The sequence below is a fragment of the Nocardioides sp. CFH 31398 genome (genome assembly GCF_022436705.1).
Classification (GTDB): Bacteria; Actinomycetota; Actinomycetes; order Propionibacteriales; family Nocardioidaceae; genus Nocardioides.
In genome coordinates this window covers 344,767-370,158 of record NZ_JAKUHT010000005.1, presented here as the reverse complement: position 1 = coordinate 370,158, position 25,392 = coordinate 344,767, and the positions used below count along the sequence as shown (strand labels likewise).

Genomic DNA, 25,392 nt, shown 5'->3' with positions numbered 1-25,392 from the left:
CCACCCGCTGCTGGCGCCGCGGGGCTGGCCGAGGGTGATGGGCGTCCTGAACGTCACGCCCGACTCGTTCTCCGACGGCGGTCGCTGGGCCGACGTGGACGCCGCGCTGGCCCACGGACGCCGTCTCGCCGCCGACGGGGCCGACCTCGTCGACGTCGGGGGCGAGTCGACCCGCCCGGGTGCCCGGCGTCCCGACGTCGCCGAGGAGCTCGACCGCGTGCTGCCCGTCGTGGCCGGCCTCGCCGCCGACGGCGTCGCGGTCTCGGTCGACACGATGCGCGCCGAGGTGGCCGCGGCCGCGGTGGAGGCGGGCGCGACGGTCGTCAACGACGTCTCGGGCGGGCTCGCCGATCCCGGCGTCCTCGACGTCGTGGCCGGGGCGGACGCCGACCTGGTCTACGTCGCCATGCACTGGCGCGCCCACAGCCACGAGATGACCGGCTTCGCGTCGTACGACGGCCCCGGCGGGGTGGTCGGCGGCGTCGTCGCCGAGCTCGGTGACCGCCTCGCGGCGGCCACGAAGGCCGGCGTCCCCGAGGACCGGGTGGTCCTCGACCCCGGGCTGGGCTTCGCGAAGACCGGTGAGCACAACTGGGACCTGCTCGCCGCCCTCGACGAGCTCTCCGCCCTCGGCCGCCCCCTGCTGGTGGGCGCGAGCCGCAAGTCCTTCCTGGGCTCGCTGCTGGCCGACCCCGACACCGGCGCCCCGCGCTCCGTGGGGGAGCGGGAGGCCGCGAACGTCGCCGTCAGCACCCTCGCCGCGCAGGCGGGGGCGTGGGGGCTGCGGGTCCACGACGTCCGGGCCACCCTCGACGCCGTCGCCGTCGTACGCCGCTGGCGGCAGGCCGCCCCGGACAGGGCATGATGCGCCCTGTGACCTCGATCTCGGACCCCGTCGTCGCGCCCGCGCACTCCACGGGCGTCGCCGACGAGCTGACCGTGCGCGGCATCGAGTGCTGGGGCCACCACGGGGTCCTCGAGCACGAGAAGCGGGACGGGCAGGTCTTCGGCGTCGACCTGACGCTGGGGCTCGACACCGCGCCCGCCGCGGCGAGCGACGACTTGCACGACACCGTGGACTACGGAACTCTCGTGGCGGCGGTCAAGGCCGCCGTCGAAAGCGATCCGGTGGACCTCATCGAGACCGTCGCCCAGCGCGTCGCGGACCTCTGCCTGGCAGCGGGACCGGTGGCCTGGGTGCGGGTCACGGTGCACAAGCCGGACGCGCCCATCGACGCGACGTTCTCCGACGTCGCGCTGACCATCACCCGGAAGAGGGCCGACGCGTGACCGAGACCCCGAACCCGCACATGATCAGCACGGACACCCTCACCGGCGAGATGCACCCCATCCGCCGGACGGTGGTCGCGCTGGGCTCGAACCTGGGTGACCGCCTGGCGAACCTGCAGGGCGCCGTCGACGCGCTGGCCGACACCCCCGAGGTGTGGCTGACCGACGTGTCCCCGGTGTACGAGACCGTCCCCGTCGACGCCCCCGAGGGCTCCGAGCTCTACCTGAACGCCGTCGTCCTCTTCGACACCACGCTGTCGGCCGCGCGCCTCATGGACCGCGCCATGGCCATCGAGGACACCTTCGACCGCGAGCGCAGCGAGGTGAAGAACGCCCCGCGCACCCTGGACGTCGACCTCATCGTGGTGGGGGACCGCCGCAGCGACGAGGACTGGCTGCGACTGCCGCACCCGAAGGCCCACGAGCGCGCCTTCGTGCTGCAGCCCTGGTACGACCTCGAGCCGGACGCCGAGATCCCCGGCCACGGCCAGGTCGCCGACCTGCTCGGCAAGGCCGACCGCCACGGCGTCACCAAGCGCGACGACCTGGCCCTCGACCTGCAGTGACCCTCCCGGGCCCGCAGGACCCCGACGCGCCCGACGGGTCCGGACCCGAGGAGCCCGACCCGCGGGCGATGCGCCCGCTGGGCCCCGCCGCCCCCGCCTCGGCGGTCGCGGCGGGCCTGGTCCTCGGGTGGCTGGTCCGCCCCGGGTCCGCGGCGCTGGACCGGGTGCCCCCGCTGGTGCCGTGGGCCTCGGTGCTGGTGCTGGCCGTGGTCGCGGGGATCCTCGTCCTCACCGCGGTCGCCACCCGACGCTCCCTGACCGACCCGGCCCGTCGCCTCGAGCCGCACCGCGCCGTCAACCGGCTCGTGATGGCCCGCGCCTGCGCGGTCGGCGGCGCCCTGGTGGCCGGGGGGTACGCCGGCTACGCGCTGTCGTGGGTGGGTCTCGGCACCGAGCTGGCCGACCAGCGGCTCGCCCGGTCGGCCGCGGCGGCCGTGGCCGCAGCGGCCGTGGTGGTGGCAGGACTCGTGCTCGAGCGTGCGTGTCGCGTCCGATCCGAGGACCCCGACGCCTAGCCTGCCTGGCATGGCCATCGCCGGCGCCGCCCCGTCCTCCTCCCCGACCCCTGCGACGCCTGCGGGCTCGGCCCGCCGTCGTCCGCGCAGCGCCCGCCTCGTCGGCGCGGTGCTGCTCCTCGTCCTCGCGGCCGTCGTCGCCGTGGCCGCGGTCGTCGTCGCGATCACGCTGGACACCGCCACCCCGTGGCCCGTGGCCGCCGGCCTCGTCGTCCTCGCCCTGGGCGCGGCCGCGACGCGGTCCACCCACCTCGAGCTGCTGCTGACGCGCCGCGAGGCCGGGGCCGAGCGCGCGCGGCTCGCGAAGGAGTACCGCGGCATCACCGACGAGCGGGTCAGCGAGAACGCCCGCTTCACCGCGACGATGCGCGACCGCCTCGACGACACCGAGCGGACCGCCGCGGAGCACCTGGCCACCGTCCACGCCCACGAGGCCGCCCTGGACCGTCGCGAGCGTCGCCTGGCCGCGGTCGAGACCGAGCTCGAGGTCACCCGCGACCGCCTCGAGAGCGTCGAGGTCCTGGCCCGCGACGAGTCGTCCCGCGCCGACGGGCTCGAGCGCCGCCTGGCGTCGTCCGAGGCCGCGGCCGCCCAGACGCTCGCCGAGGCCCACACCCGCATCAACGAGCTCGAGGTCGAGCGCGACGGGTTGCGCCACGAGCTGCTGCTGTGGCGCTCCGAGCCCGGCGGTCGCCGCCGCGCCTGAGGCGTCGTACGGCATGATCTAGCGCCGTGACCGACGACCTCCCCGATGAGCCCCGTTTCGTGCAGGACGTCGAGGAGGCGGTCCCCGAGACCCCGACCCTCCCGGACGGCTGGACGGTCGAGGACCCCGGTCCCGGCTCCGACGCCCTGACGACGGAGCTCGTCGCGCTGCTGCGCGCCCACGAGGAGGGGGCTCGCGGCTGGGCCAGCGCCGGCGAGGACGACATCGTGGTGCGGTGCTCGCCCGCGGCCGAGCTGACCCACGCCAACCTGGTCCTGCGGGACCCGGCCGGCGTCGTCCGTGCCTGGGGCTCCGCGCAGGACCGGGCGGTCAACCGGATGATCTACGACCACGTCGTCGCCCGCGACCTCGAGCCCGCCGAGGCCGAGGCCTGCAGCGCCGTCCTGCTCGGGTGGGCGGAGGCGCAGGCCCGGGCGCTCGGGGAGGCGCGGGAGCTGGAGGTCCAGCAGATCGACGCCGGCGCCTTCGCGGACGACGAGCGCCAGCACCGGTGGTTCGCCGGCGCCGGCTACACCCACACCCGCACCTGGTGGCAGATGAGCCGCCCCGTCACGCCGGACGAGGCCGACCTCGTCGACGACCCGGCCCGGTGGGAGGCCGAGGGCGTCGTCTTCCGCCTCGTCGACCGCGAGGGCAGCTCCATGCCGGACGACGACGACCTGCGCGCCGTCCACGACGTCCTGGAGAGCGCCTTCCTCGACCACTTCAACTCGCGCGAGGAGTCCTTCGCGGAGTTCCTGCACCGCCTGCGCGAGGACCCCGGCCACCGCTGGCACCACTGGTGGCTCGCCGAGCTGGAGGGCGAGCAGGGCTGGGAGCCCGCCGGCGCCCTCGTCGGCACGGTCGTCGAGAACGAGGGCGCCCCCAACGCGTCGTACGTCGACTACATCGGCGTCCTCGGCAACGCCCGCGGCCGGGGCGTCGGCAAGGGCCTGCTGCGCACCGTCATCGCCGACGCCGCCCGCCGTGGTCGCGACCGCGTCGGCCTCGAGGTCGACGCGGACTCGCCCACCGGCGCCGACGGGCTCTACACCTCGATGGGCTGGGAGACGAAGTACCGCACCCAGTCCTGGCACCGCGACGTGCAGGTGTGACGCCGCGGCCGAGCTCGCGAGGCCGTGACGCGGCACCGGTCGAGCGAGCGCGCGGGCGAGCCTGCGAGGCCGCGACTGCGGGTCGAGACCCAGTGAGAGGGGGACCGGTCTGGCCCCGGGTCTCCTGACCCGGCGCTCAGGCCTCGTGCGGGCGGACGGCGAGGGCGGACGGCGGCACGGACCCGGGCTCCAGCACCGACGCCGGGACGTCGAGGCGCACCCCGGAGCCGGCGGGGTCCGGCTCCCCGGGTCGTAGGGCGGTCCGCGGGGCGGGCCCGTCGAGCCCGCGGAACCAGGTGATGACCGCGGCGGCGTCGTCGCGACGGCCGGCCTGGACTAGCCAGCCGACGAGGCGATGGACCGGCGGGAGGCCGGACCCGGTCAGCGACCGGTCGCCCCAGACGTCGGCGACCATCCTGCGCAGCAGGTCCCACCAGGCGTCGCCGCAGCCGGGGACCTCGACGAAGTAGCGGTGCAGGTCGCCCGCGAGCACCCGGTCGAGGAAGACGGCCTCGACGCCCGGGTCCCCGTGGGCGCGCACGGCGGCGAGCGAGTCGAGCTTGGTCGTGGCGCGGTCGCGCAGGTCGTCCAGCGACGAGCGCTGCTGGGTGATCGAGGTGCCCTCGGCGCGGATCCGCCAGTGGTAGACCACCTCGTCGAGCACGTCGAAGCGGCCGGCCAGGAAGGCGCGGGTGGTGGTCGGCTGGTCCTCGTACCGCACGCCCTCCGGCCAGGAGAGGCCCTCCGCGTCCCACCACGACCGGCGGAACAGCTTGTTCCAGGCGAACACGTCGCCCAGCAGCTCCGGGTGCTCCGCCACGGTCGCGCCCCGGCGCGGCGGGCTGTGCAACCGCCGCATCCACGGTGGCTCGTGCAGCCCGTCGGCCTCCCACCGCACGCACGACCCGGTCGCGAAGTCCGAGCCGCTGGCCTCCAGCGCGCCGACCAGCGTCGCGTACGCCGTCGGGGGGACGACGTCGTCGGAGTCCGCGAAGGCCAGGTAGGTGCCGGTGGCGGCCGCGGTGCCGGTGTTGCGCGCGGCGCCGAGGCCGCCGTTGGGGCGCCGCACGACACGGACCCGGTCGTCGCGGGCGGCGTAGCCGTCCGCGATCTCGCCGCTGCGGTCGGGCGAGCCGTCGTCCACCACGAGCACCTCGAGCGCGCGGTGGGTCGACGCGAGGATGCTGTCGAGGCACGCGGGCAGGTACGTCTCGACGTCGTACGCCGGCACCACGACGGAGACGAGGGGCGCGCGGCGGGGTCGCAGCGCGCGGGGCAGCAGGCGCACCCGGAGAGGCTAGTGGGGCCAGGCCCGGCTCAGCCGACCTCGACCCGCGACAGCGGCCCGTCGGCGACGACGCGCCCGCCCACCGAGGCGGCCACGGCGTCCCACGCGACGGCGGCGGCGAGGTCGCGCTGACCGTCCGGGACCAGGGGCCCGACCTCCTGCGGGGCGGGGGAGTGCAGCGAGCCGAGCCGGGGCCGGCTCTCCGCCTCGTGACCGGGGTCGATCGCGAGGGCGCGGCCCCCGCGCAACCGCCGGACGACGTCGCGCCACGCGGCGTCCCGCCCGGTCCCCACCTCGGCGCGGGCGCCGGGGCCGTGGTCGGCGACAGGCCACCACTCGGTGAGCCAGCGTCCGATGCTCTGCGGCACCGTGGTCTCGTTCAGCCTGCCGCCGAGCCGTTCACGACCCGACAGCGGGTCGACGTGCACGAACACCGGGAAGCCGTCGTCGGCGACCTGGACGACGTGCGCCGGCACGTGGGAGAGCCAGTCGACGGCCAGCACCAGGCCCCCGAAGCCGTCGGGCAGGTCGAACCGCACCGAGGTGCCCGGCAGCGAGGACGCCAGGTCCGGCGCCAGGGCACCGGCCGCGCCGAGCAGGACCACCTCGTCCGGGGTGTGCCGCGCGACCAGCTCCACGAGCTCGCCCCGGGGGTGGCGCAGGACGGCGGGCTGACGGCGCAGCCACCCCTCCTCGCCGAACAGGGCGGCGTCCCACGCCTGCTTCCACGTGGGCTCGCTCGGCGGGGGCAGCGCCGGCATCCCGAGACTGGTCGTCATCGCCCCCGACGATACGGAGTCGCGAGCGTCACACCCGATCCGCCTACCTGCCCCGTCCGGGTCGCACTACCGTGGACGTCGCACTCGTCACGCAGTGCTCGTCCGGTACCCATCCCGGCCCCCGGCGCCGTCGGGGGTGGTCGGAGGGACTGCAGCGAGAGGTCCTGATGACGCACCACCGCTCCACCCTGCCCACGGCAGCGCCCACCGACCGGCCCGCACGCCGCGTCGGGCTCGTCGGCGCCGGCCGCGTCGGCGCCGTCCTCGGCGCCGCGCTCCGCGACGCCGGCCACGAGATCGTCGGCGTCTCCGGCGACTCGGAGGCCTCGAAGGCCCGCGCCGCCGCGCTGCTCGACGGCGTCCCGCTGCTCGCCCCGGCCGCCGTCGCCGAGGCCGCGGAAGTCCTCGTCCTCGCGGTGCCGGACGACGCCCTGCTCGGCCTCGTCGAGGTCCTCGTCGCCGGCGGGTCCCTGCGCGAGGGCCAGTACGTCGTGCACACCTCGGGGCGGCACGGACTCGCCGTCCTGGCGGCGGCCGCCGACGTGGGCGCCCGGCCGGTCGCCCTGCACCCCGCGATGACCTTCACCGGCACGAGGGTCGACCTCGACCGTCTCCGCGGCGCCGTCGTCGGCGTCACCGCGGGCCCGGGGGAGCGTCGCCTCGCCGAGGAGCTCGTGGCGGCGCTCGGCGCCACCGCGACCCACGTCGACGAGGGCAGCCGCACGCTCTACCACGCGGGTCTCGCCCACGGCGCCAACCACCTCGTCACCCTGGTCGCCGAGGCCCGCGAGACGCTCGCGGCCGCCGGGGTCGCCGACCCGTCCGCGCTGCTGGGACCGCTGCTGCGCGCCGCCCTCGACGGCGCCCTCGCGCACGGCGACGGCGCGCTCACCGGCCCCGTCGTCCGGGGGGACGCCGGCACGGTCGCCGGCCACCTCGCCGAGCTGGCCGACGCCGCCCCGCAGGCGCTCACGTCGTACGCCGCGCTGGCGCGCGCCACCCTCGCCCGCGCCGAGGCCGACGGTCGCGTCGCCGGGCCCCGCGCCGACGCGCTCCGCCGGCTGCTCGACCGGGCCCCCGTGGCGGCGACGCGGTGAGCACCACGACCGCGACCACGACCTCGGGCACCCGGCCGGTCCTCGTCGACACCGCCGCCGCGCTCGCGGAGCTCCTCGCCCCGCGCCGGGCGACGGGCCCGGTCGTCCTCGTCCCCACCATGGGCGCGCTGCACGACGGGCACGCCGACCTCATGGACGCCGCCCGCGAGCGCGCCGGCGAGCACGGGACCGTCGTCGTCACCGTCTTCGTCAACCCGCTGCAGTTCGGTCAGGGCGAGGACCTGGACCGCTACCCCCGCACCCTGGACGCCGACCTGGAGACGTGCGCCGCGCACGGCGTGGACGCCGTCCTCGCCCCCTCGGTCGACGAGGTCTACCCCGGCGGCCGGCCGCAGGTGACCGTCCACCCCGGCCCCCTCGGCGACGTCCTCGAGGGCGCGTCGCGGCCGGGACACTTCGCGGGCGTGCTGACCGTCGTCGCGAAGCTCTTCGGGCTCGTGCGACCCGACGTCGCGGTGTTCGGCGAGAAGGACTACCAGCAGCAGACCCTCGTCCGCCGCATGGCGCTCGACCTCGCCCTGGGGGTCGACGTCCTCACGGTCCCCACCCGCCGCGAGCCCGACGGCCTCGCCCTCAGCTCCCGCAACCGCTACCTCGACGCCGACCAGCGCCGCTCGGCGCTCGCCCTCTCGGCCGCGCTGCGCGCCGCCGCGGACGCGGGCGCCCGGGGCGCGGACGCCGCCCGCGCCGCCGCCCTCGCCGTCCTCGACGCCGAGCCCGGCGTGGACCTCGACTACCTCGCCCTCGTCGCCCCCGACCTCGGCGACGCCCCCACCACCGGGGACGCCCGGCTCCTCGTCGCCGCGCGCGTCGGGACCACCCGCCTCATCGACACCATGCCGCTCACCCTCGACCAGACCGCCCGAGACGACACCCACGACCCGACAGGGCAGGAGACCGCCTGATGCTCCGCACGATGATGACCAGCAAGATCCACCGCGCGACCGTGACGCAGGCCGACCTGCACTACGTCGGCTCCGTGACCGTCGACGAGGACCTCCTCGACGCCGCCGACCTGCTCCCCGGCGAGCAGGTCCACATCGTCGACATCACCAACGGCGCCCGCCTGGAGACCTACACGATCGCCGGCGAGCGCGGCTCCGGCGTCATCGGCATCAACGGCGCCGCCGCGCGCCTCGTGCAGCCCGGCGACCTCGTCATCCTCATCGCCTACGGGCAGATGGAGACCGCCGAGGCCCGCGAGCACCAGCCCCGCGTGGTCTTCGTGGACGCGGACAACCGCATCGTCGGCACCGGCTCCGACCCCGCCGAGGTGCTGCCCGGCACCGGGTCGGGGGCGCCGCTCGTGCGCGGCGACCTGACCGCGGCTCGCTAGCCTGCGCCTCGTGACCACCCACGACAGCACGCGGCTGCCCGGCCGGTTGAGCGCCCCGGCGCCCGGCTGGACGACGTACGCCGACGTCGTCGTCGTCGGCTCCGGGATCGCCGGCCTCACCGCGGCCCTGCGGCTCCACGCCGCGCTCGGGCCGCGCCCGGACGACGCCCCGGGCCCGCGGGTCCTGGTGGTCACCAAGGACGTCCTGGACGCCGGCTCCACCCGCTGGGCGCAGGGCGGCATCGCCGCCGCGCTCGGCCCGGGGGACAGCCCCGCCCAGCACGAGGCCGACACGCTGACCGCCGGCGCGGGCGCCTGCGACACCGACGCCGTCCGTGCGCTCGTCGTCGAGGGCCCGGACGCGGTCCGCGAGCTCATCGCGCTCGGCACGAACTTCGACCACGACCCCGACGGCGCGCTGTCGCTGACCCGCGAGGGCGGCCACCACCGCGACCGCATCGCGCACGCCGGCGGCGACGCCACCGGCGCCGAGATCTCCCGCGCGCTGATCGCCGCCGTCCACGCCGCGCCGGAGATCGAGGTCGTCGAGCACGCCCTGGCCCTCGACCTGCTCCTCGACGGCCCCGTCGGCGACCCCGGCACGGGCGTGGCCGGCGTGACGCTCCACGTGATGGGGGAGGGCCAGCGCGACGGCGTCGGCGCCGTCGCCTGCCGCGCCGTCGTCCTCGCGAGCGGCGGGCTGGGCCAGGTGTTCTCGCGGACGACGAACCCCGCGGTGGCCACCGGCGACGGCACGGCGCTGGCGCTGCGCGCGGGCGCCCGGCTGCGGGACCTGGAGTTCGTCCAGTTCCACCCGACGATGCTGCACCTCGGCGCCGGCGCGCTCGGTCAGCAGCCGCTGGTGTCCGAGGCGGTGCGCGGCGAGGGCGCGGTGCTGCTGGACGGCGCCGGTCGCCGGCTGATGACCGGGGTCCACCCGCTCGCCGACCTGGCGCCCCGCGACGTGGTCGCGAAGGCCATCACCCGCCGGATGGTGGAGGAGGGCAGCGACCACCTGTGGCTCGACGGTCGCCACCTCGGCGCCGAGACGTGGGAGCGGCGCTTCCCGACCATCCTGCGCGTCGCCCGCGAGCACGGCATCGACCCGGTGAGCGACCTGCTGCCCGTCGCCCCCGCCTGCCACTACGCCTCGGGCGGCGTGGCGGTCGACCTGTGGGGGCGCACGGGGGTGCCCGGGCTCTACGCCACCGGGGAGGTGGCCTGCACCGGCGTGCACGGCGCCAACCGGCTCGCCTCCAACTCCCTGCTCGAGGGCCTCGTGTTCTCCCGCCGCATCGCGCAGGTGCTGCCGACCGAGCTCGGTGGCTGGCGGACCCCCGCCGAGGACCGCCGGTCGCCCGGGCTCGTCGCCGGCCAGGCCCGCGCCGCCCTGCAGGCCGTGATGACCCAGCGCGCCGGCGTCCTGCGCCACGCCGACGGGCTGGCCGCGGGCGCCGCCGCCCTCGCCGCCCTCGCGCAGGAGCCCACCGAGGAGCCCGGCGTCCCCGCCTGGGAGACCACCAACCTCCTCACCGTCGCCACCGGGCTGCTCGCCGCCGCGACCCGTCGCGAGGAGACCCGTGGCTCGCACTGGCGCGAGGACCACCCCGACCGGGACGACGACCACTGGTCGGGCCACCTCGACCTCACCCTCGTCGACGGCGTCCTCGAGGTCGACGTGCTCCGCACCGCCCCGACCGACCCGGCGGCCGTCGCCGCCCGCACCGTCCCGACAGGAGCGGCCCCGTGACCGGCCCCGTGACCGGCCCCGCCGGCGACCCCGTGACCGACCCCGTGACCGACCCCGTGACCGACCCCGTGACCGACCCCGTGACCGACCCCGTGACCGACCCCGTGACCGACGCCGTGACCGACCGGGTCCGCGGCATCGTCGCCCCGGCGTACGACGACCTGCCGGCCGCGCTGCTCGACGAGCTGCGCTCCGCCGGCCTCGACCCCGCGGCGGTGCACGCGTCGGTCGTCGACGCCGTGGCCGAGGACCTGCCCTGCGAGGACGTCACCAGCTGGGCGACGATCCCGGCCGGCCAGGTCGAGACCGCCGACCTCGTCGCCCGCGCCGACGGCACGCTCGCCGGCCTCGCGGTGGCCGAGCTCGTCTTCCGCCACGTGCTCGGCGCCGACGTCGACGTGGTGCGCGGGGCCGTCGACGGCGACCGGGTCGTCCGCGGGGACGTCGTCCTCACCGTCACCGGCGCCACCGCGCTGCTGCTCACCGCCGAGCGCACCGCCCTGAACTTCCTCGGCCACCTCTCGGGCGTCGCCACGGCCACCGCGGCCTGGGTCACCGCGCTCGAGGGCACCGGCGCGCGGGTCCGGGACACCCGCAAGACAGTGCCGCACCTGCGCTCGCTCGCGAAGTACGCCGTCCGCGCCGGCGGTGGCGTCAACCACCGCCGAGACCTGTCCGACCAGGGCCTGGTGAAGGACAACCACGTGCTCGCCGCCGGCGGGCCGGTCGAGGCCTACCGGCTCGTGCGGGCGGCGTACCCCGGGGTCCACGTGCAGGTCGAGGTGACGACCCTCGACCAGCTGGCGGCGCTGGTCGAGCAGACCGACTGCGACGACGTGCTGCTCGACAACATGGACGTCGCGACGACGGCCGGGGCCGTCCGGCTCAACCGCGAGGTCGCGGACCGCGCGGGTCGCGCCCCGGCGAGCCTCGAGGCCTCCGGCGGGCTCGACCTCGCCGCCGCCCGCGCCGTCGCCGAGACCGGCGTCGACACGCTCGCCGTCGGTGCGCTGACCCACTCCGCGCCGGTGCTGGACATCGCCATGGACCTCCGGCCGCGACGGTAGGGGGCGGTCGTGACCAGTGCGCCCGTCCTCTGCGTCGACATCGGCAACGACCGCACCGACCTCGGCCTGCTCGCCGACGGCGAGGTGCTGGGCCACTGGCGGCTCACGACCAGCGAGACCCGCACCGCCGACGAGTGGTGGGTGCTGGTCTCGGGCCTGCTCGGCGACCAGCGGGGTCTGGTGGGCGGCGCGGTCGTCGGCTCCGCCGTCCCGGCCGTGCTCGCCGAGTGGCGCACCATGCTGGAGGTCCACCTCGCCGACCTGCCCTGCGTCGTGGTGGGGCCCGGGGTGCGCACGGGCATCCCGGTGCGCACCGACAACCCCCGCGAGGTCGGCGCCGACCGCGTCGCCGACGCGCTGGCCGCCCTGACCCGGTACGGCGCCCCGGTCGTCGTCGTCCATCTCGGCACGGCCACCTGCCTCGAGGTCGTGACCGGCGAGGGCACCTACGTCGGCGGCGTCATCGCCCCCGGCGTGCGGACCTCCCTCGACGCGCTGCGCCTGCGCGCCGCCCAGCTGCGCGAGGTCGAGCTCGTGCGGCCCGACCGGGTGGTGGGTCGCAACACCGTGGAGGCCCTGCAGTCCGGTGTCCTGTACGGCGCGGCGGCCCAGGTCGAGGGCCTGGTCGCCCGGGTCGTCGCCGAGCAGGGCCTGGACCCCGCCTCCACCCGTGTGGTCGCGACGGGCCACCTCGCGCCCCTCGTCGTCGACGACTGCGCCTGCGTCACCGACCACGACCCGTGGTTGACCCTGCGGGGACTCGAGCTCGTGCACCGGCGCAATTCCCGTGCGAAGTCGAAGGGCTGAGCCCTTTTCCCTCGCACTGATTCCAGAGGAATTGATTGCACCGCCACGGCAACCAAGAAACCGGGAAACAGTGCATGGGTGTTCCTCGACTTTCGATGTGCACCAATTCGCGCTTTCTGCCATAGTTCTTTTCGTTCATGGGGACGATGCATCACCCAACATTTCGGAAAGGACCGGCCCCCGATGGCTCAGAAAGTCAGCATCACCCTGGTCGACGACATCGACGAGTCGGAAGCGAGCGAAACCGTCTCGTTCGGTCTCGACGGCACGTCGTACGAGATCGACCTGAACGACACCCACGCCGCCGAGCTGCGCGACGCGCTCGCGCCGTACGTCGGCCACGCCCGGAAGTCGGGCACCAGCCGCGGCGCCCGCAAGAGCCCGTCCAACCAACGCCGCGCCTCGTCCTCCGACGACGGCCCCAGCGCGAAGGACGTGCGCGAGTGGGCGCGCTCCAACGGCTGGGACGTGCCCGACCGCGGCCGCGTCTCCTCCGAGGTGCGCGAGGCGTACGACGCCGCGCACTGACACGCCGCGTCCCGTTCCACCCCCGTTCCACGGCCAGGCCCCCGACCCCGCCCCACCGGCGGCGCGGTCGGGGGCCTGTTCGCCGTCAGCGCACGGACCCCGCTGCTGGGTACGGAACACGTAGGCTGTCAATCCCCGTTGTCCTCATCGACGACGTCGCAGAACTTTCTCTCCAACACGGAGGAGCACTACATGTTCGAGCGGTTCACGGACCGAGCCCGTCGGGTGGTCGTGCTGGCGCAGGAAGAAGCCCGCATGCTCTCCCACAACTACATCGGGACCGAGCACATCCTGCTCGGCCTCATCCACGAGGGCGAGGGTGTCGCGGCGAAGGCGCTCGAGAGCCTCGACATCTCGCTCGAGGCAGTCCGCGCGCAGGTCGAGGAGATCATCGGCCAGGGCCAGCAGGCCCCCAGCGGACACATCCCCTTCACCCCGCGCGCCAAGAAGGTGCTCGAGCTGTCCCTGCGCGAGGCGCTGCAGCTCGGTCACTCCTACATCGGGACCGAGCACATCCTGCTCGGCCTCATCCGCGAGGGCGAGGGCGTCGCCGCCCAGGTCCTCCAGAAGCTCGGCGCCGACCTCAACCGGGTCCGCCAGCAGGTCATCCAGCTGCTCAGCGGCTTCCAGGGCAAGGAGAGCGCCGGCGCCGCCACGGGCGCGCAGTCCGGCAGCGGCGACGCGCCGTCGTCCTCGCTGGTCCTCGACCAGTTCGGGCGCAACCTCACCCAGGCCGCCCGCGAGGGCAAGCTCGACCCGGTCATCGGGCGCGAGCAGGAGATCGAGCGCGTGATGCAGATCCTGTCGCGCCGCACGAAGAACAACCCGGTCCTGATCGGTGAGCCCGGCGTCGGCAAGACGACCATCGTCGAGGGCCTGGCGCAGGACATCGTCCGCGGTGCTGTCCCCGAGACGCTGAAGGACAAGCACATCTACACGCTCGACCTCGGCGCGCTGGTCGCCGGGTCGCGCTACCGCGGTGACTTCGAGGAGCGCCTGAAGAAGGTCCTCAAGGAGATCCGAACCCGCGGCGACATCGTGCTGTTCATCGACGAGATCCACACCCTCGTCGGCGCCGGCGCGGCCGAGGGCGCGATCGACGCGGCCTCGATCCTCAAGCCGATGCTGGCCCGCGGCGAGCTGCAGACCATCGGTGCGACCACCCTCGACGAGTACCGCAAGTACCTCGAGAAGGACGCCGCGCTGGAGCGCCGCTTCCAGCCGATCCAGGTCGCGGAGCCCTCGATCCACCACACGATCGAGATGCTCAAGGGCCTGCGTGACCGGTACGAGGCGCACCACCGCGTCACCATCACCGACGAGGCCCTGGTCTCGGCGGCGACGCTGGCCGACCGCTACATCTCCGACCGCTTCCTGCCGGACAAGGCCATCGACCTCATCGACGAGGCCGGCTCGCGCCTGCGCATCCGCCGGATGACCGCGCCGGACGACCTGCGGGAGTTCGACGACAAGATCTCCGAGGTGCGCGAGCGCAAGGAGACCGCCATCGACGGGCAGGACTTCGAGGCCGCCGCGCGTCTGCGCGACGAGGAGAAGCAGCTCATCCTGGCGAAGTCGGACCGCGAGAAGCAGTGGCGCGCGGGCGACATGGACGTCGTGGCCGAGGTCGACGAGGAGCTCATCGCCGAGGTCCTGGCCCTGGCGACCGGCATCCCGATCGTCAAGCTGTCCGAGGAGGAGTCCAGCCGTCTGCTCAAGATGGAGGACGAGCTCCACAAGCGGGTCATCGGTCAGGAGGAGGCCGTCAAGGCGCTCTCCCGTGCGATCCGTCGTACCCGCGCCGGCCTGAAGGACCCGAAGCGTCCCGGTGGCTCGTTCATCTTCGCCGGCCCGTCCGGTGTCGGTAAGACTTGGCTGTCCAAGACGCTCGCGGAGTTCCTGTTCGGTGACGAGGACGCGCTCATCCAGCTCGACATGAGCGAGTTCGGCGAGAAGCACACCGTCTCCCGGCTGTTCGGTTCTCCCCCCGGTTACGTGGGTTACGAGGAGGGCGGCCAGCTCACCGAGAAGGTGCGCCGGAAGCCGTTCTCGGTGGTTCTCTTCGACGAGGTCGAGAAGGCCCACCCGGACATCTTCAACAGCCTCCTGCAGATCCTCGAGGAAGGCCGTCTGACCGACTCCCAGGGTCGCGTCGTGGACTTCAAGAACTGCGTCATCATCATGACCACGAACCTCGGTACGCGGGACATCGCGAAGGGCGTGAACCTCGGTTTCGCCCAGACCGGTGACGCCGCCGGGTCGTACGACCGGATGAAGACGAAGGTGTCGGAGGAGCTGAAGAACCACTTCCGCCCCGAGTTCCTGAACCGTGTCGACGAGATCATCGTGTTCCCGCCGCTGAGCCAGGAGCAGATCGTCTCGATGGTGGACAACATGATCGCCTCGGTCGAGCTGCGGCTGAAGGACCGCGACATGTCCCTCGAGCTCACGCAGGCCGCCAAGGACCTGCTCGCGAAGCGGGGCTTCGACCCCGTCCTCGGTGCCCGGCCGCTGCGCCGCACGGTGCAGCGCGAGATCGAGGACACCCTCGCCGAGAAGATGCTCTTCGGCGAGGTCGGCTCCGGCCAGATCGTGCTGGTGGACGTCGAGGGCGAGGGCCCGGAGGCGACGTTCACGTTCCACGGCCAGAAGATGGGCGGCGTGCCCGACATGCCGCCGCTGGAGACCGCCGGCGTCGAGCTCGACAAGCCGGCCGAGGCGGTCGGTGAGGAGTCCGACGGTCCCGTCGACATCCGCAAGGACAGCGACGAGGCCTGAGGCCCCGGTCAGCACCTGACGCAGCACCGTCGCAGGGCCCGTCACCCCACCCGGGGTGGCGGGCCCTTCGCCGTGTCCCCGAGAGGTGGTCGAGCAGCGAGCGAGCCCTGGCGAGCGAGCGCGTCGAGACCGCCGTCAGGTGGGCAGGGCGACCGTGCTCTCCGACGTGCGGACGGCGAGGCCGTCGGCGACGAGGCCCTCGAGGCACCGCTCGCGCTGGACGGCGTCCGGCCAGACGGCCCCGAGCGACGAGACGTGCACCGGGCCGTCGGCGTCCCGCAGGACCGCCATCAGGCGACCACGGCACTGGCGGTCGGTGCCGTCCCAGGCCTGGCGCCGCCGCGGGCCCTCGGACGCCGGGTGGCCGGCGGCGCGCCACGCGCAGACGTCCGCGACCGGGCACGCCTCGCACCGCGGGGCGCGAGCGGTGCAGACGAGCGCCCCGAGCTCCATGACCGCGACCGACCACGTGGCGGCCGTGGCCTCGTCGTCCGGCAGCAGGTCGCCCGCGAGGTCGCGCTCGGCGCGGGTCAGCGACGGCGGGGGAGACTCGCGGCCGGTCAGGACCCGTCCGACCACGCGACGGACGTTGGTGTCGAGCACGACGTGGCGGCGTCCGAAGGCGAACGTCGCGACGGCCGCGGCGGTGTACTCGCCCACGCCCGGCAGGGCCCGCAGCGCCTCGAGGTCCGACGGCACCTCGCCGTCGTGGCGCTCGGCGATCGCGGTGGCCGCCGCGTGCAGCCGCAGGGCGCGGCGCGGGTAGCCGAGGCGGCCCCAGGCCCGGACGGCGTCCCCGGTGGGCGCGGCCGCCAGGTCGCCCGGCGTCGGCCACCGCTCCATCCAGGCGGCGTGGACGCCCAGCACCCGGGAGACGGGGGTCTGCTGGAGCATGTACTCCGAGACCATGACCGACCAGGGGGAGGCGTCGGGCTCGCGCCACGGCAGCACCCGGGCGTGCGCGTCGTACCAGCGCAGCACGGGCTCGACCACCTGCGTCAGGGTGTCCACGTCGGTCGAGGCTAGCCCCGGTGTGGCACCACGATCCGGGGCCCCGCGCTCACTACCGTGGCCGCCATGAGCGCGCTGACCACGCCCCGCGGGCCGCTGCCGGCGCGCGTGTACTGGTTCCGTCGCCTCGTCGTGCTCTCGGTGGCGTTCGTGATGGTGCTCGGCATCTCCCGCCTGCTCGGCGCCGGCGGGGACGGCGGCGACGGCGACACCGTCGCCCAGGTCGGCTCCGACGCGAGCCAGAGCGCCGAGCCGACCGAGTCCGCCGCGCCGACGTCCGAGGCAGCCGACGAGCCGTCGGAGTCCGACGAGGCCTCGGACGGCGCCACCGAGCCGGGGGCGGAGGACAGCAGCCGCGAGCCGCGTCCGACGAAGGAGCCGCCGGCCGAGCCCGAGGGTGACTGCGAGCCCGGCGACGTGGTCGTCGAGCCCGCCGTGTGGCGCCCGGCGACGAACAGCCGGGTGCTGGTCGGCCTCGACGTCAGCACGGTCGAGTCCCCGGCCTGCTACTGGGACGTCTCCCCGGAGACGCTGACGATGAAGATCACCTCCGGCGACGACGACATCTGGAGCACCCGGCAGTGCCCGGACGCCGTCCCGGTCAGCCAGGTGGTGGTCCGCAACGACAAGACCACCAAGGTCGTCGTCCCCTGGTCCGGGCGCCGCTCGGACGACGAGTGCAGCCCCGCCACCGACTGGGCCTACCCCGGCTACTACGTCGTCGAGGCGGCCGCGCTGGCCGGCGAGCCGAGCAGCGTCCAGTTCCAGCTGAAGGCCCCGCCCGCCCCCGAGGTCACCCGCTCGCCGTCCCCGTCGGAGGAGCCCTCCGGCGCCGTGGAGCCCGACCGCGTCGGCTGACGCGGCGGCCGATGGTCCTCCTGGTCTGGGTCGGCTCCGTCGCGGTCGGCATCGCCGCGGGGATCGCGCTCGAGCGCCGGGTGATGCGTCGGCTGGCGGCGTTGGCCGACGGAACCGTGCGCGGCGGCGTCCTGGTCGGGACCTCGCTGATGGTGCTCGCCGCGTTCGTCGCCGCTGCGTGTGCGACGGCCGCCGCGGGCCTCGCCTCCGGCGGCCACGCCGCCGCGGCCCTGACCGTCGCGTGCGTGGGCGCCGTGCTGGGGGCGGCGCTGGCCGAGCCGCTGCTGCCCTGGATCAGTCAGTCGGGCTGGCGGTTCGTCCGCGGCATCGCCGCCGACGCCCGGGCCGCCGGGGTCCCGCGGCCGTCCGCCGCCGGGATGGCGCGTGCCGGCGCCGTCACCGGTTACGTCCTGGTGTGGCCGGCACTCATCGGGACGTTGGCCGCCATCCTCGACCTGGGGGGACGATGACCGAGGCAGGGCTGCGGGTGACCGCACGGATCCTCGTGCCCGAGGCCGAGCTCGCCGAGCGGTTCTCGCGCTCGTCCGGGCCGGGCGGGCAGGGCGTCAACACCACCGACAGCCGCGTCGAGCTGTCCTTCGACCTCGCCTCGTCGCCGTCGGTGCCGGACGACCTCCGGCAGCGGATGCTCGCGCGCCTCGACCACCGGCTCGTCGGCGGCGTGGTGACGGTCGCCGCGAGCGAGCACCGCACACAGCTCGCCAACCGCCGCGCCGCCCGCGAGCGTCTCGCCCGCCTGCTGCGGGACGCCGCCGCGGCGCCGCCGCGTCCGCGACGTCGCACCCGACCGACGAAGGGCTCGGTCGAGCGGCGGCTCGCCGCCAAGCAGCGGCGCTCCGAGGTCAAGCGCGGCCGACGCGGGGGCTGGGACTGACGCGCGCACAGGTCGGCCACAGCACACACCTCTAGGCTGGCCGGCTGCCTGCGCCGTCGTCCGAGAGGCTCCACCGCATGTCGATCCGCCGTGTCGTCCCCGCCGTCGTCCCCGCCGTCGTGCTCGCCCTGTGCGCCGGCGCGGTGACCCTGCCGGCCGCCGCCGAGGAGGCGGCGCCGGTCGACGGCCCCCGCACCGCGGGGGACAGCCTGTTCCCGCGGGTCGGCAACGGCGGGTACGACGTCCGCCGCTACGACCTCGACCTGCGCTGGACACCGGCGGAGGACCTCGCGCGGAGCACCCTGAGGGGCACCGCCCGGGTCGCCGCCGACACCACCGGTGCGGCCCTGCGCTCGTTCTCGCTCGACTTCGAGCGCGGCGGGATGCGGGTGACGTCGGTGACCGTCGACGGCGAGCCCGCCCGCTACGCCTCCCAGGACGACGCGAGGCGTATCCGGCACAAGCTCGTCGTCCGGCCGGGGCAGCCGGTCGAGGGCCCGTTCACGGTCGTCGTGCGGTACGCGGGCGTCCCGACCCGGCACGTCGACGAGGACGGGTCGGCGGAGGGCTGGAACGTCACCGACGACGGTGCGACCTTCCTGAACCAGCCGATCGGCTCGATGACCGGGTTCCCGAACAACAACACCCCGAAGGACAAGGCGCGCTACTCGATCGACGTCGACGTGCCCCGCGGCTACGAGGTGGCCGCCAACGGGGTGCTGAAGGACCGCAAGCGCCACGGCGACCGCACCTGGTGGCGCTGGGTGCAGCCGCGGCCGATGGCCAGCGAGCTGGCCATGATCTCCATCGGCCAGTACGACGTCCGCCGGTCGCAGGTGGACCTCGGCGACGGCCGCACCGTGCCGGAGTGGAGCTTCGTCGACCCGCAGGTCACCGGCGACGCGCGGCGGGAGACGATGCGGCAGCTGGGCCGCTGGGAGGAGGTCGTCAACGACCTCGAGGACGTCCTCGGCCCCTACCCGGGCGTCAGCGTCGGCGCCGTGGTGGACGTCGTCCCCGAGGACGTCAACTACGCGCTCGAGACGCAGGACCGCTCCTTCTTCCCGTCCTCGATCGACGGCAACACCTTCGTCCACGAGGCCACCCACCAGTGGTGGGGCAACAGCGTGTCGCCGACCGACTGGGGGCAGGACCTCTACGTCAACGAGGGCATGGCCACCTGGATGCCGACCTACCTGGCGGGCAGGGACACCGAGCAGACGTGGTTCGACGCGTGGCAGCGCGTCCCGGCCGGGGACGAGCGGTGGACGGTCCCGCCGGGCGCCGTGACCGACTCCGCGGACCTCTTCGGCTACCAGGCCTACAACCGGGGCGCGCAGTTCTGGGAGGCGCTGCGGCTCACCATCGGCGACGACGACTTCTTCACGCTGCTGCGGACCTGGCAGCACACGTTCCGCGGCGGGAGCCACGGCACCGCCGACCTGCAGGCCATGGCCGAGGACGTGTCCGGTGACGACCTGGACGCGTTCTTCACCGACTGGGTCCGCGACGCCGACAAGCCGGACTGGCCGGAGCGCTGAGCGCGGCTCGCCGAGCGGGCGTGCCGCCGACCCGGTCCCGTTCGACCGGCCCTGGTTCGATGGAGACGTGCTGACCCGTCGCGCCCTCCTCCTCGCGGGAGGCGGCCTGGTCGTGACCGGCTGCGCCGGCCCGCCGGGCCGGCTCGGCGCCCCCCGGACAGAAGGAGACGGCGTGGAGACCATCACCTACGGCGACGACCCGTCCCAGCTCGCGGAGCTCACCCGTCCCGACGGGGAGTCCCGTGGGGTGGTCGTCGTGATCCACGGCGGGTTCTGGCGCGCGGAGTACGACCTGTCGCTCGGTCGCCCGCTGGCCACGAGCCTGGCGGCGGAGGGGTGGACGGCCTGGAACCTCGAGTACCGCCGGGTCGGCGCCGGCCCCGGCGGTGGCGGGGGAGCGCCCGCCACCTTCGACGACGTGTCCGCGGGCATCGACGCGCTCGCCGACGTCGAGGGCCTCGACCTCTCGACGGTCATCACGCTCGGTCACTCCGCCGGCGGGCACCTCGCGACCTGGGCGGCGGGCCGCGCGGGCACGCAGCGCTGGGCGGACGCCCGCGTCCCCGTCACCCACGTCGTGTCGCAGGCCGGCGTCCTCGACCTCACGACGGCGTACGACGACGACCTGGGCGCCGGCGCCGTCGAGGCCTTCGTGGGGCAGCCCCCCGGCCCGGCGTACGACGAGTGGGACCCGGTCCGGCAGGTGCCGCTCGGCGTCCCCGTGCGGTGCGTCCACGGCCGTGACGACGCGAACGTCCCGTTCTCGCAGTCCGAGGACTACGTCGCCGCCGCGACCGCGGCGGGCGCCGACGCCGAGCTGCTGGAGGTGGAGGGCGACCACTTCGTCGTGATCGACCCCACCTCGCAGGCCTGGGTGGATACCCTCGCGCTCCTGGGACAATGGAGCAGATGAACGACTCCATGCCTCGCCGGACCCAGAAGGGTCAGCGCCACCTGCTCGACCTGGACGCGCCCCGGCCGACGCCGGAGCAGCAGCGCAAGGACGCGGAGAGCCTCGACCGCGTCCGGCGCTGGGTCCTGTCGGCGCTCGCGGTGACCACCCTCGTCCACCTCGTCGGCGGCATCATCCTCGCCGCGGTCTTCCTCGAGCGACCCACCCTGCAGGCCCAGGTCGGCCTCAACCTGATCGCCGGCTTCTTCGCCGTGGTCGCCGTCGTGCTCGCGAGGCTCATCCACGGCAAGAACCCCGTCTCCTGGTGGCTCCTGCTCGGCCTCGCCGTCGTACCCCTCGGGCTCTGGCTCACGCTGCGCTGACCTGCTCTCGGGGCCCGGGGCCGCCGAGGGGTTTCACCAGCCGGCTGGTGAAACCCGCGACGGGCGAGACCCCCGCGCCGGGTGAGGCCCTCGGGACGAGGAGGTCAGCGCGTCCCGGACCGCCGCATGGCGCGCAGACCGACGAGCAGGCCGAGGGCCGCGACCACGCCGGCGCCGGCGAAGCCGGCGAGGACGTCGCCGACGGGGAGCTGACCGGCGAACAGCGCGCGCTCCGCGGTGACGACGTACGTCACGGGGTTGAGGTCGGCCGCGACCGAGAGCCACGCGGGGGCGCCGTCGAGGGGCAGCAGGACGCCGGCGAGCAGCAGGACGGGGAACAGCACGGTCTGCTGGACCGTCCAGAAGATCCACTGCTCGCCACCGGCCACGAGCGCCAGCGCGAACGACAGGGAGCCGATCCCGACCGCGAACAGCGCCAGCATCGCGACCCCGGTCAGCACCCCGAGCGGGTGGAGGTCGAAGGAGAACGGCGTCACCACCGCGACGATGATCGCGGTCTGGGCGAGCGCGGGTGCGACCTCCTTCACCGCCCGGCCCACCATGAGCGAGGAGCGACGGAGGGGCGAGACGAGCAGCCGCTCGTGGGAGCCGGTCAGCATCTCGTCGGAGAGGTTCGCGCCGGTCATCGACGCCCCCATCAGCGCGGTCATCACCACGATGCCCGGCACGAACCACTGCAGCGCGGAGGTGCCGCCCGGCACGTCGGGCAGCAGGGGCGCGAACAGCGCGAGGAACACCAGCGGCTGCACCATGGCGAAGAGCACGTTCGCCGGCTCGTGGAGCATCGGGCGCAGCTCGCGCACGGCGACGTTCACCGTGTCGGCGAGCCAGCTCGTCCGACGTGGGGCGTCGACGGCGTCGGTCGGGGTGGTCGGGGTGGCGGGGGCGGTCAGGGTGCTCATGCGGCGTTCTCCTCGTCGGTGGTGTCGGTGGTGTCGGTGCTCTGGTTCTCGCGCAGGCTGCGTCCGGTCAGGTCGAGGAAGACGTCGTCGAGGGTCGGCCCGACGACCTCGAGCCGGGTGACGGCGTCCCCGGCGGCGGCCAGCTCGGTCACCAGCCGCGGCGCGGTCTCGCGGCCGTGGGCGACGCGGACGCGGACCTCGGACCCGTCCAGGGTCACGACCGGGCGCTCGCCGGCGTGGCCGCGCAGCCGCTCCGCGCGGACGGCGGCCCGCGCGGCCGACCCGGCGTCCGCGAGGCCGAGGACGACGAGGTCACCGAGCCCGGACTTCAGGGCGGCGGCGGTGTCGTCCGCGATGACGCGGCCGTGGTCGACGACGACCACCCGCTCGGCCAGGGCGTCGGCCTCCTCCAGGTAGTGGGTGGTGAGGACGACGGTGCTGCCGGTGTCGGCGTGGAGCCGCCGGACGAGCTCCTGGAGGTTGGCGCGGTTCTGCGGGTCGAGGCCGGTCGACGGCTCGTCGAGGAACAGCACCCGCGGGGTGTGCACCAGCCCGAGGGCGATGTCGAGCCGGCGCCGCTGGCCGCCCGACAGGCTCAGCGCCTTCCGGTCGGCGACGGCGCCGAGGTCGAGGTCGGCGACGAGCTCCTCGGCCCGTGCGCGCGCCGCGGCCCGCGACATCCCGTGCGCCCTCGCCTGCGAGACGAGCTCGTCGCGCCCGTGCTGCTGGTGGCCGGCGCCGTTGCCCTGCCCGACGTACCCGATGGCCCGGCGGACGGCGTACTGCTCGGTCACCACGTCGTGGCCCGCGACCCGGGCGGTGCCGGACGTCGGGGGGAGCAGGGTGGTGAGCATCCTCAGCGTGGTGGACTTCCCCGCCCCGTTCGGGCCGAGGAACGCGACGAGCTCGCCCTGGGCGACCTCGAGGTCGAGGCCGCGGACCGCCTCGACGGTCCTCCGGCCGCTGCGGAAGGTCCGGGTGAGGGACCGTGTCTGGATCACTGGTGTCGTCATGACCACGACGCTAGGAGCCCATGCGGTCAGGTCCTGACCTCTTTCCGGCCTAGTCTCGGACCATGTCGACCAGCGCCCGGATGCTCCGCCTGCTCTCGCTGCTGCAGACCCACCGCTACTGGCCCGGCGGCGAGCTGTCGGAGCGGCTCGAGGTCAGCCCCCGCACGGTGCGCCGCGACGTCGAGCGCCTGCGCGACCTCGGGTACGACGTGGACGCGGTGCGCGGGGTCGCCGGCGGCTACCAGCTGCGGGCGGGCAGCGGCTCGATGCCGCCGCTGCTGCTCGAGGACGAGGAGGCCGTCGCGATCGCCGTCGGCCTGCGGACGTCGGCCGCGGGCGCCGTGCGCGGACTGGAGGAGACCTCGGTGCAGGCGCTGACGAAGGTCGTCGCGATGATGCCGCCGCGCCTGCGCCGTCGTCTCGACGCCCTCGACGCGGCCACGGACCCGGCGCCGGGTCCCGGCAACGGTCCCGTCCTCGACGCCGGGGTGCTCACGACGCTCGCGCAGGCGGCGCGCGACGGCGAGTGCCTCCGCTTCGGCTACACCGCCCGCGGCGCGGAGGGGCCGGGCGAGCGCCGCGCCGAGCCCCACCGCCTCGTCACGCTCGGCCGCCGCTGGTACCTCGTCGCCTGGGACCGCGACCGCCGCGACTGGCGCTCCTTCCGCCTCGACCGCATCAGCGACCCGGCCCCGACCGGGATGCGCTTCACCGCTCGCGAGCTGCCCGCCGAGGACGCCACCACCTTCGTCCGGCAGGGGATCAGCCGCATGCCCACCCGCTACGTCGTCCGCGCCCGCGTCGCCGCGCCCGCCGCCGACGTCCGACGGATGGTGTGGGGCGAGGCCGACGTCGAGCCGCTCGGCGAGGACGAGTGCCGACTCGTCATCGGCAGCGACTGGCCCGCCTGGCCGGCGATGCTGCTCGCCGCCCTGGACGCCGACTACGTCGTCGAGGACGCCGGCGACCTGGCGCCCGTGCTGCAACGGACGGCCGCGCGCATGGCCTCGGCCACATCGGCCTAGAAGTGCTTGAAACGTCCACTATCTCCCGTCATCCTTGGACTGGTGGAGGGGAGTACCCCGCTCACGGCCACGTCGTCAGTACGACGCCACCCGGCGTCCGGCGGGTCGGGTCGCCCGGCAGGGCGGCTGGGGGAGACCTCCGGTCAGCACCGACCGGGAGGTTCCCATGGACGTACCCCTGTGGCTCTGGTTCGCCGTCCTCGGCGGCATCGTCGCGATGCTCGCCGTCGACCTGTTCGCCCACCGCCGCGCCCACGTGATCGGCGTCAGGGAGGCCGCGGCGTGGTCCGCGGTGTGGGTCGCGATCGGCGTCGCCTTCGGCGGCTGGATCTGGTTCGCGTACGGCGCGGAGCTGGGCCAGCAGTACTTCGCCGGTTACCTGATCGAGAAGTCGCTCGCCGTCGACAACGTCTTCGTCTGGGCGATCATCTTCACCTACTTCGCCGTCCCGCGTGAGCTGCAGCACCGCGTGCTGTTCCTCGGTGTCGTGGGCGCGCTGGTGCTCCGCGGTGGCTTCATCGCCGCCGGCGCCGCGGTGATCGATCTGTTCAGCGCCGTGCTCTACCTGTTCGCCGCGTTCCTGCTGTTCACCGGCGTCCAGATGATCCGCACCCGCAACGACCACATGGACCCGTCGGAGTCGAAGGTCGTCGGCTGGTTCCGCCGGGCCGTCCCGATGACGGACACCTACCACGGCCAGCGCTTCCTGGTCCGCCGCCGCGGCGCCCTGCTCGCCACCCCGCTGCTGCTGGTCCTCGTGCTGGTCGAGGTGACCGACGTGATCTTCGCGGTCGACTCGATCCCCGCGATCTTCGCCGTGACCTCCGAGCCGTTCCTCGTCTTCACCGCCAACGCGTTCGCGCTGCTGGGTCTGCGGGCGATGTACTTCCTGCTCGCCGACCTCATGCACCGCTTCGTGTACCTGAAGCTCGGCCTCGCGGTCGTCCTCATCTGGGTCGCGATCAAGATGGCCCTGCAGGTCGACGTCTACAAGGTCCCCACGCCGATCTCGCTCGCCGTGATCGCCACGGTCATCGCCGTCGCCATCACCGCGAGCATGGTCAGGACCCGCGGCCAGGCCCGCGTCGCGGCCCCCGAGCCGGAGGACCCGCCCTTCCGGGTGGCCACGGCCGAGGAGGACGCCGAGCTAGAGACCGCGTTCCGCCGCCGTCCGCTGGAGTCGGCCGGGGTCTAGGCGCCCGTCGCAG

At 74.8% G+C, this 25,392-nt stretch carries 27 protein-coding genes; 22 read left to right on the top strand and 5 right to left on the bottom strand.

The window, feature by feature from the left end:
• Positions 1-37 precede the first annotated feature (37 nt).
• The 6 genes from folP to MJ876_RS22135 are packed head-to-tail and all read left to right on the top strand — an operon-like array spanning position 38 to position 4,192.
• Positions 38-865, top strand: coding sequence for a dihydropteroate synthase (gene folP / locus MJ876_RS06400; RefSeq protein ID WP_240235478.1), 828 nt, complete (start codon positions 38-40; stop codon positions 863-865).
• A 17-nt stretch (positions 866-882) separates the two neighbouring features.
• Positions 883-1,290: a dihydroneopterin aldolase gene (folB, locus tag MJ876_RS06395; protein WP_374202459.1), complete on the top strand. Its 408-nt coding sequence runs from the start codon at positions 883-885 to the stop codon at positions 1,288-1,290.
• A complete protein-coding gene (gene folK / locus MJ876_RS06390; protein WP_240235393.1) occupies positions 1,287-1,856 on the top strand; it encodes a 2-amino-4-hydroxy-6-hydroxymethyldihydropteridine diphosphokinase in 570 nt (189 codons plus the stop codon). The genes folB and folK overlap by 4 nt, the downstream gene beginning before the upstream one ends.
• Positions 1,853-2,371: a DUF3180 domain-containing protein gene (locus MJ876_RS06385; RefSeq protein ID WP_240235392.1), complete on the top strand. Its 519-nt coding sequence runs from the start codon at positions 1,853-1,855 to the stop codon at positions 2,369-2,371. Before folK ends, MJ876_RS06385 begins: the two co-directional genes overlap by 4 nt.
• A gap of 10 nt (positions 2,372-2,381) precedes the next feature.
• On the top strand, positions 2,382-3,077 hold the full coding sequence (locus tag MJ876_RS06380) for a hypothetical protein (RefSeq protein ID WP_240235391.1): 696 nt from the start codon (positions 2,382-2,384) through the stop codon (positions 3,075-3,077).
• 26 nt (positions 3,078-3,103) lie between these two features.
• Entirely contained in the window at positions 3,104-4,192 is a 1,089-nt protein-coding gene (locus MJ876_RS22135; protein WP_240235390.1) for a GNAT family N-acetyltransferase, read from the top strand.
• Positions 4,193-4,328: 136 nt separating this feature from the next.
• Here MJ876_RS22135 and MJ876_RS06370 read toward each other — a convergent pair whose 3' ends face one another.
• Together MJ876_RS06370 and MJ876_RS06365 are read right to left on the bottom strand one after the other, a co-directional pair.
• Complete coding sequence (locus MJ876_RS06370; protein ID WP_240235389.1) at positions 4,329-5,480, bottom strand: glycosyltransferase; 1,152 nt, start codon at positions 5,478-5,480, stop codon at positions 4,329-4,331.
• A 29-nt stretch (positions 5,481-5,509) separates the two neighbouring features.
• Complete coding sequence (locus MJ876_RS06365; RefSeq protein WP_240235388.1) at positions 5,510-6,259, bottom strand: SAM-dependent methyltransferase; 750 nt, start codon at positions 6,257-6,259, stop codon at positions 5,510-5,512.
• Between the two features lie 167 nt (positions 6,260-6,426).
• Between MJ876_RS06365 and MJ876_RS06360 the strand changes: the two genes are divergently transcribed.
• From MJ876_RS06360 to MJ876_RS06325, 8 genes are all read left to right on the top strand, one after another.
• Positions 6,427-7,356, top strand: a complete 930-nt coding sequence (locus tag MJ876_RS06360; protein WP_240235387.1) for a Rossmann-like and DUF2520 domain-containing protein — start codon at positions 6,427-6,429, stop codon at positions 7,354-7,356.
• Complete coding sequence (panC, locus tag MJ876_RS06355; RefSeq protein WP_240235386.1) at positions 7,353-8,282, top strand: pantoate--beta-alanine ligase; 930 nt, start codon at positions 7,353-7,355, stop codon at positions 8,280-8,282. The genes MJ876_RS06360 and panC overlap by 4 nt, the downstream gene beginning before the upstream one ends.
• The gene (gene panD / locus MJ876_RS06350) at positions 8,282-8,713 is read left to right on the top strand and encodes an aspartate 1-decarboxylase (RefSeq protein WP_240235385.1); all 432 of its coding nucleotides are present in this window, start codon (positions 8,282-8,284) and stop codon (positions 8,711-8,713) included. The genes panC and panD overlap by 1 nt, the downstream gene beginning before the upstream one ends.
• 10 nt (positions 8,714-8,723) lie before the next feature.
• The gene (locus MJ876_RS06345; RefSeq protein ID WP_240235384.1) at positions 8,724-10,463 is read left to right on the top strand and encodes an L-aspartate oxidase; all 1,740 of its coding nucleotides are present in this window, start codon (positions 8,724-8,726) and stop codon (positions 10,461-10,463) included.
• Positions 10,460-11,530 carry a carboxylating nicotinate-nucleotide diphosphorylase gene (nadC, locus tag MJ876_RS06340; protein WP_240235383.1) on the top strand — a complete coding sequence of 357 codons (1,071 nt, stop codon included), beginning with the start codon at positions 10,460-10,462 and terminating at the stop codon, positions 11,528-11,530. The genes MJ876_RS06345 and nadC overlap by 4 nt, the downstream gene beginning before the upstream one ends.
• A 9-nt stretch (positions 11,531-11,539) precedes the next feature.
• Positions 11,540-12,337: a type III pantothenate kinase gene (locus tag MJ876_RS06335; RefSeq protein WP_240235382.1), complete on the top strand. Its 798-nt coding sequence runs from the start codon at positions 11,540-11,542 to the stop codon at positions 12,335-12,337.
• A gap of 183 nt (positions 12,338-12,520) precedes the next feature.
• Positions 12,521-12,865 carry an Lsr2 family protein gene (locus MJ876_RS06330; RefSeq protein ID WP_240235381.1) on the top strand — a complete coding sequence of 115 codons (345 nt, stop codon included), beginning with the start codon at positions 12,521-12,523 and terminating at the stop codon, positions 12,863-12,865.
• A 192-nt stretch (positions 12,866-13,057) separates the two neighbouring features.
• On the top strand, positions 13,058-15,643 hold the full coding sequence (locus MJ876_RS06325) for an ATP-dependent Clp protease ATP-binding subunit (protein WP_240235477.1): 2,586 nt from the start codon (positions 13,058-13,060) through the stop codon (positions 15,641-15,643).
• 135 nt (positions 15,644-15,778) lie between these two features.
• Here MJ876_RS06325 and MJ876_RS06320 read toward each other — a convergent pair whose 3' ends face one another.
• A complete protein-coding gene (locus MJ876_RS06320; protein WP_240235476.1) occupies positions 15,779-16,645 on the bottom strand; it encodes an A/G-specific adenine glycosylase in 867 nt (288 codons plus the stop codon).
• Positions 16,646-16,720: 75 nt separating this feature from the next.
• On the opposite strand from MJ876_RS06320, the gene MJ876_RS06315 reads away from it, so the two are divergent.
• The 6 genes from MJ876_RS06315 to MJ876_RS06290 all read left to right on the top strand — a co-directional run bounded on the left by MJ876_RS06315 (position 16,721) and on the right by MJ876_RS06290 (position 21,223).
• A complete protein-coding gene (locus MJ876_RS06315; RefSeq protein ID WP_240235380.1) occupies positions 16,721-17,512 on the top strand; it encodes a hypothetical protein in 792 nt (263 codons plus the stop codon).
• Between the two features lie 11 nt (positions 17,513-17,523).
• A complete protein-coding gene (locus MJ876_RS06310; RefSeq protein ID WP_240235379.1) occupies positions 17,524-17,982 on the top strand; it encodes a hypothetical protein in 459 nt (152 codons plus the stop codon).
• Positions 17,979-18,407: an alternative ribosome rescue aminoacyl-tRNA hydrolase ArfB gene (arfB, locus tag MJ876_RS06305; protein ID WP_240235378.1), complete on the top strand. Its 429-nt coding sequence runs from the start codon at positions 17,979-17,981 to the stop codon at positions 18,405-18,407. Before MJ876_RS06310 ends, arfB begins: the two co-directional genes overlap by 4 nt.
• Before the next feature lie 77 nt (positions 18,408-18,484).
• Entirely contained in the window at positions 18,485-19,948 is a 1,464-nt protein-coding gene (locus MJ876_RS06300) for a M1 family metallopeptidase (protein ID WP_240235377.1), read from the top strand.
• 67 nt (positions 19,949-20,015) lie between these two features.
• Entirely contained in the window at positions 20,016-20,861 is an 846-nt protein-coding gene (locus tag MJ876_RS06295) for a S9 family peptidase (protein WP_240235376.1), read from the top strand.
• The gene (locus MJ876_RS06290) at positions 20,858-21,223 is read left to right on the top strand and encodes a hypothetical protein (protein ID WP_240235375.1); all 366 of its coding nucleotides are present in this window, start codon (positions 20,858-20,860) and stop codon (positions 21,221-21,223) included. Before MJ876_RS06295 ends, MJ876_RS06290 begins: the two co-directional genes overlap by 4 nt.
• Before the next feature lie 104 nt (positions 21,224-21,327).
• Here MJ876_RS06290 and MJ876_RS06285 read toward each other — a convergent pair whose 3' ends face one another.
• Positions 21,328-22,146, bottom strand: a complete 819-nt coding sequence (locus MJ876_RS06285) for an ABC transporter permease (RefSeq protein WP_240235374.1) — start codon at positions 22,144-22,146, stop codon at positions 21,328-21,330.
• Entirely contained in the window at positions 22,143-23,159 is a 1,017-nt protein-coding gene (locus MJ876_RS06280) for an ATP-binding cassette domain-containing protein (RefSeq protein WP_240235373.1), read from the bottom strand. The genes MJ876_RS06285 and MJ876_RS06280 overlap by 4 nt, the downstream gene beginning before the upstream one ends.
• 62 nt (positions 23,160-23,221) lie before the next feature.
• Between MJ876_RS06280 and MJ876_RS06275 the strand changes: the two genes are divergently transcribed.
• Together MJ876_RS06275 and MJ876_RS06270 are read left to right on the top strand one after the other, a co-directional pair.
• Positions 23,222-24,184: a YafY family protein gene (locus MJ876_RS06275; RefSeq protein ID WP_240235372.1), complete on the top strand. Its 963-nt coding sequence runs from the start codon at positions 23,222-23,224 to the stop codon at positions 24,182-24,184.
• 166 nt (positions 24,185-24,350) lie between these two features.
• Positions 24,351-25,379, top strand: coding sequence for a TerC family protein (locus MJ876_RS06270; protein WP_240235371.1), 1,029 nt, complete (start codon positions 24,351-24,353; stop codon positions 25,377-25,379).
• The last annotated feature ends 13 nt before the right edge of the window (positions 25,380-25,392 follow it).

Coding starts and splice junctions, on each gene's coding strand:
- folP (WP_240235478.1), top strand. CDS start 38: ATGGGCGTCCTGAACGTCACGCCCGACTCGTTCTCCGACGGCGGTCGC.
- MJ876_RS06380 (WP_240235391.1), top strand. CDS start 2,382: ATGGCCATCGCCGGCGCCGCCCCGTCCTCCTCCCCGACCCCTGCGACG.
- MJ876_RS06365 (WP_240235388.1), bottom strand. CDS start 6,259: ATGACGACCAGTCTCGGGATGCCGGCGCTGCCCCCGCCGAGCGAGCCC.
- MJ876_RS06360 (WP_240235387.1), top strand. CDS start 6,427: ATGACGCACCACCGCTCCACCCTGCCCACGGCAGCGCCCACCGACCGG.
- panD (WP_240235385.1), top strand. CDS start 8,282: ATGCTCCGCACGATGATGACCAGCAAGATCCACCGCGCGACCGTGACG.
- MJ876_RS06330 (WP_240235381.1), top strand. CDS start 12,521: ATGGCTCAGAAAGTCAGCATCACCCTGGTCGACGACATCGACGAGTCG.
- MJ876_RS06325 (WP_240235477.1), top strand. CDS start 13,058: ATGTTCGAGCGGTTCACGGACCGAGCCCGTCGGGTGGTCGTGCTGGCG.
- MJ876_RS06315 (WP_240235380.1), top strand. CDS start 16,721: ATGAGCGCGCTGACCACGCCCCGCGGGCCGCTGCCGGCGCGCGTGTAC.
- MJ876_RS06310 (WP_240235379.1), top strand. CDS start 17,524: ATGGTCCTCCTGGTCTGGGTCGGCTCCGTCGCGGTCGGCATCGCCGCG.
- arfB (WP_240235378.1), top strand. CDS start 17,979: ATGACCGAGGCAGGGCTGCGGGTGACCGCACGGATCCTCGTGCCCGAG.
- MJ876_RS06300 (WP_240235377.1), top strand. CDS start 18,485: ATGTCGATCCGCCGTGTCGTCCCCGCCGTCGTCCCCGCCGTCGTGCTC.
- MJ876_RS06290 (WP_240235375.1), top strand. CDS start 20,858: ATGAACGACTCCATGCCTCGCCGGACCCAGAAGGGTCAGCGCCACCTG.
- MJ876_RS06285 (WP_240235374.1), bottom strand. CDS start 22,146: ATGAGCACCCTGACCGCCCCCGCCACCCCGACCACCCCGACCGACGCC.
- MJ876_RS06280 (WP_240235373.1), bottom strand. CDS start 23,159: ATGACGACACCAGTGATCCAGACACGGTCCCTCACCCGGACCTTCCGC.
- MJ876_RS06275 (WP_240235372.1), top strand. CDS start 23,222: ATGTCGACCAGCGCCCGGATGCTCCGCCTGCTCTCGCTGCTGCAGACC.
- MJ876_RS06270 (WP_240235371.1), top strand. CDS start 24,351: ATGGACGTACCCCTGTGGCTCTGGTTCGCCGTCCTCGGCGGCATCGTC.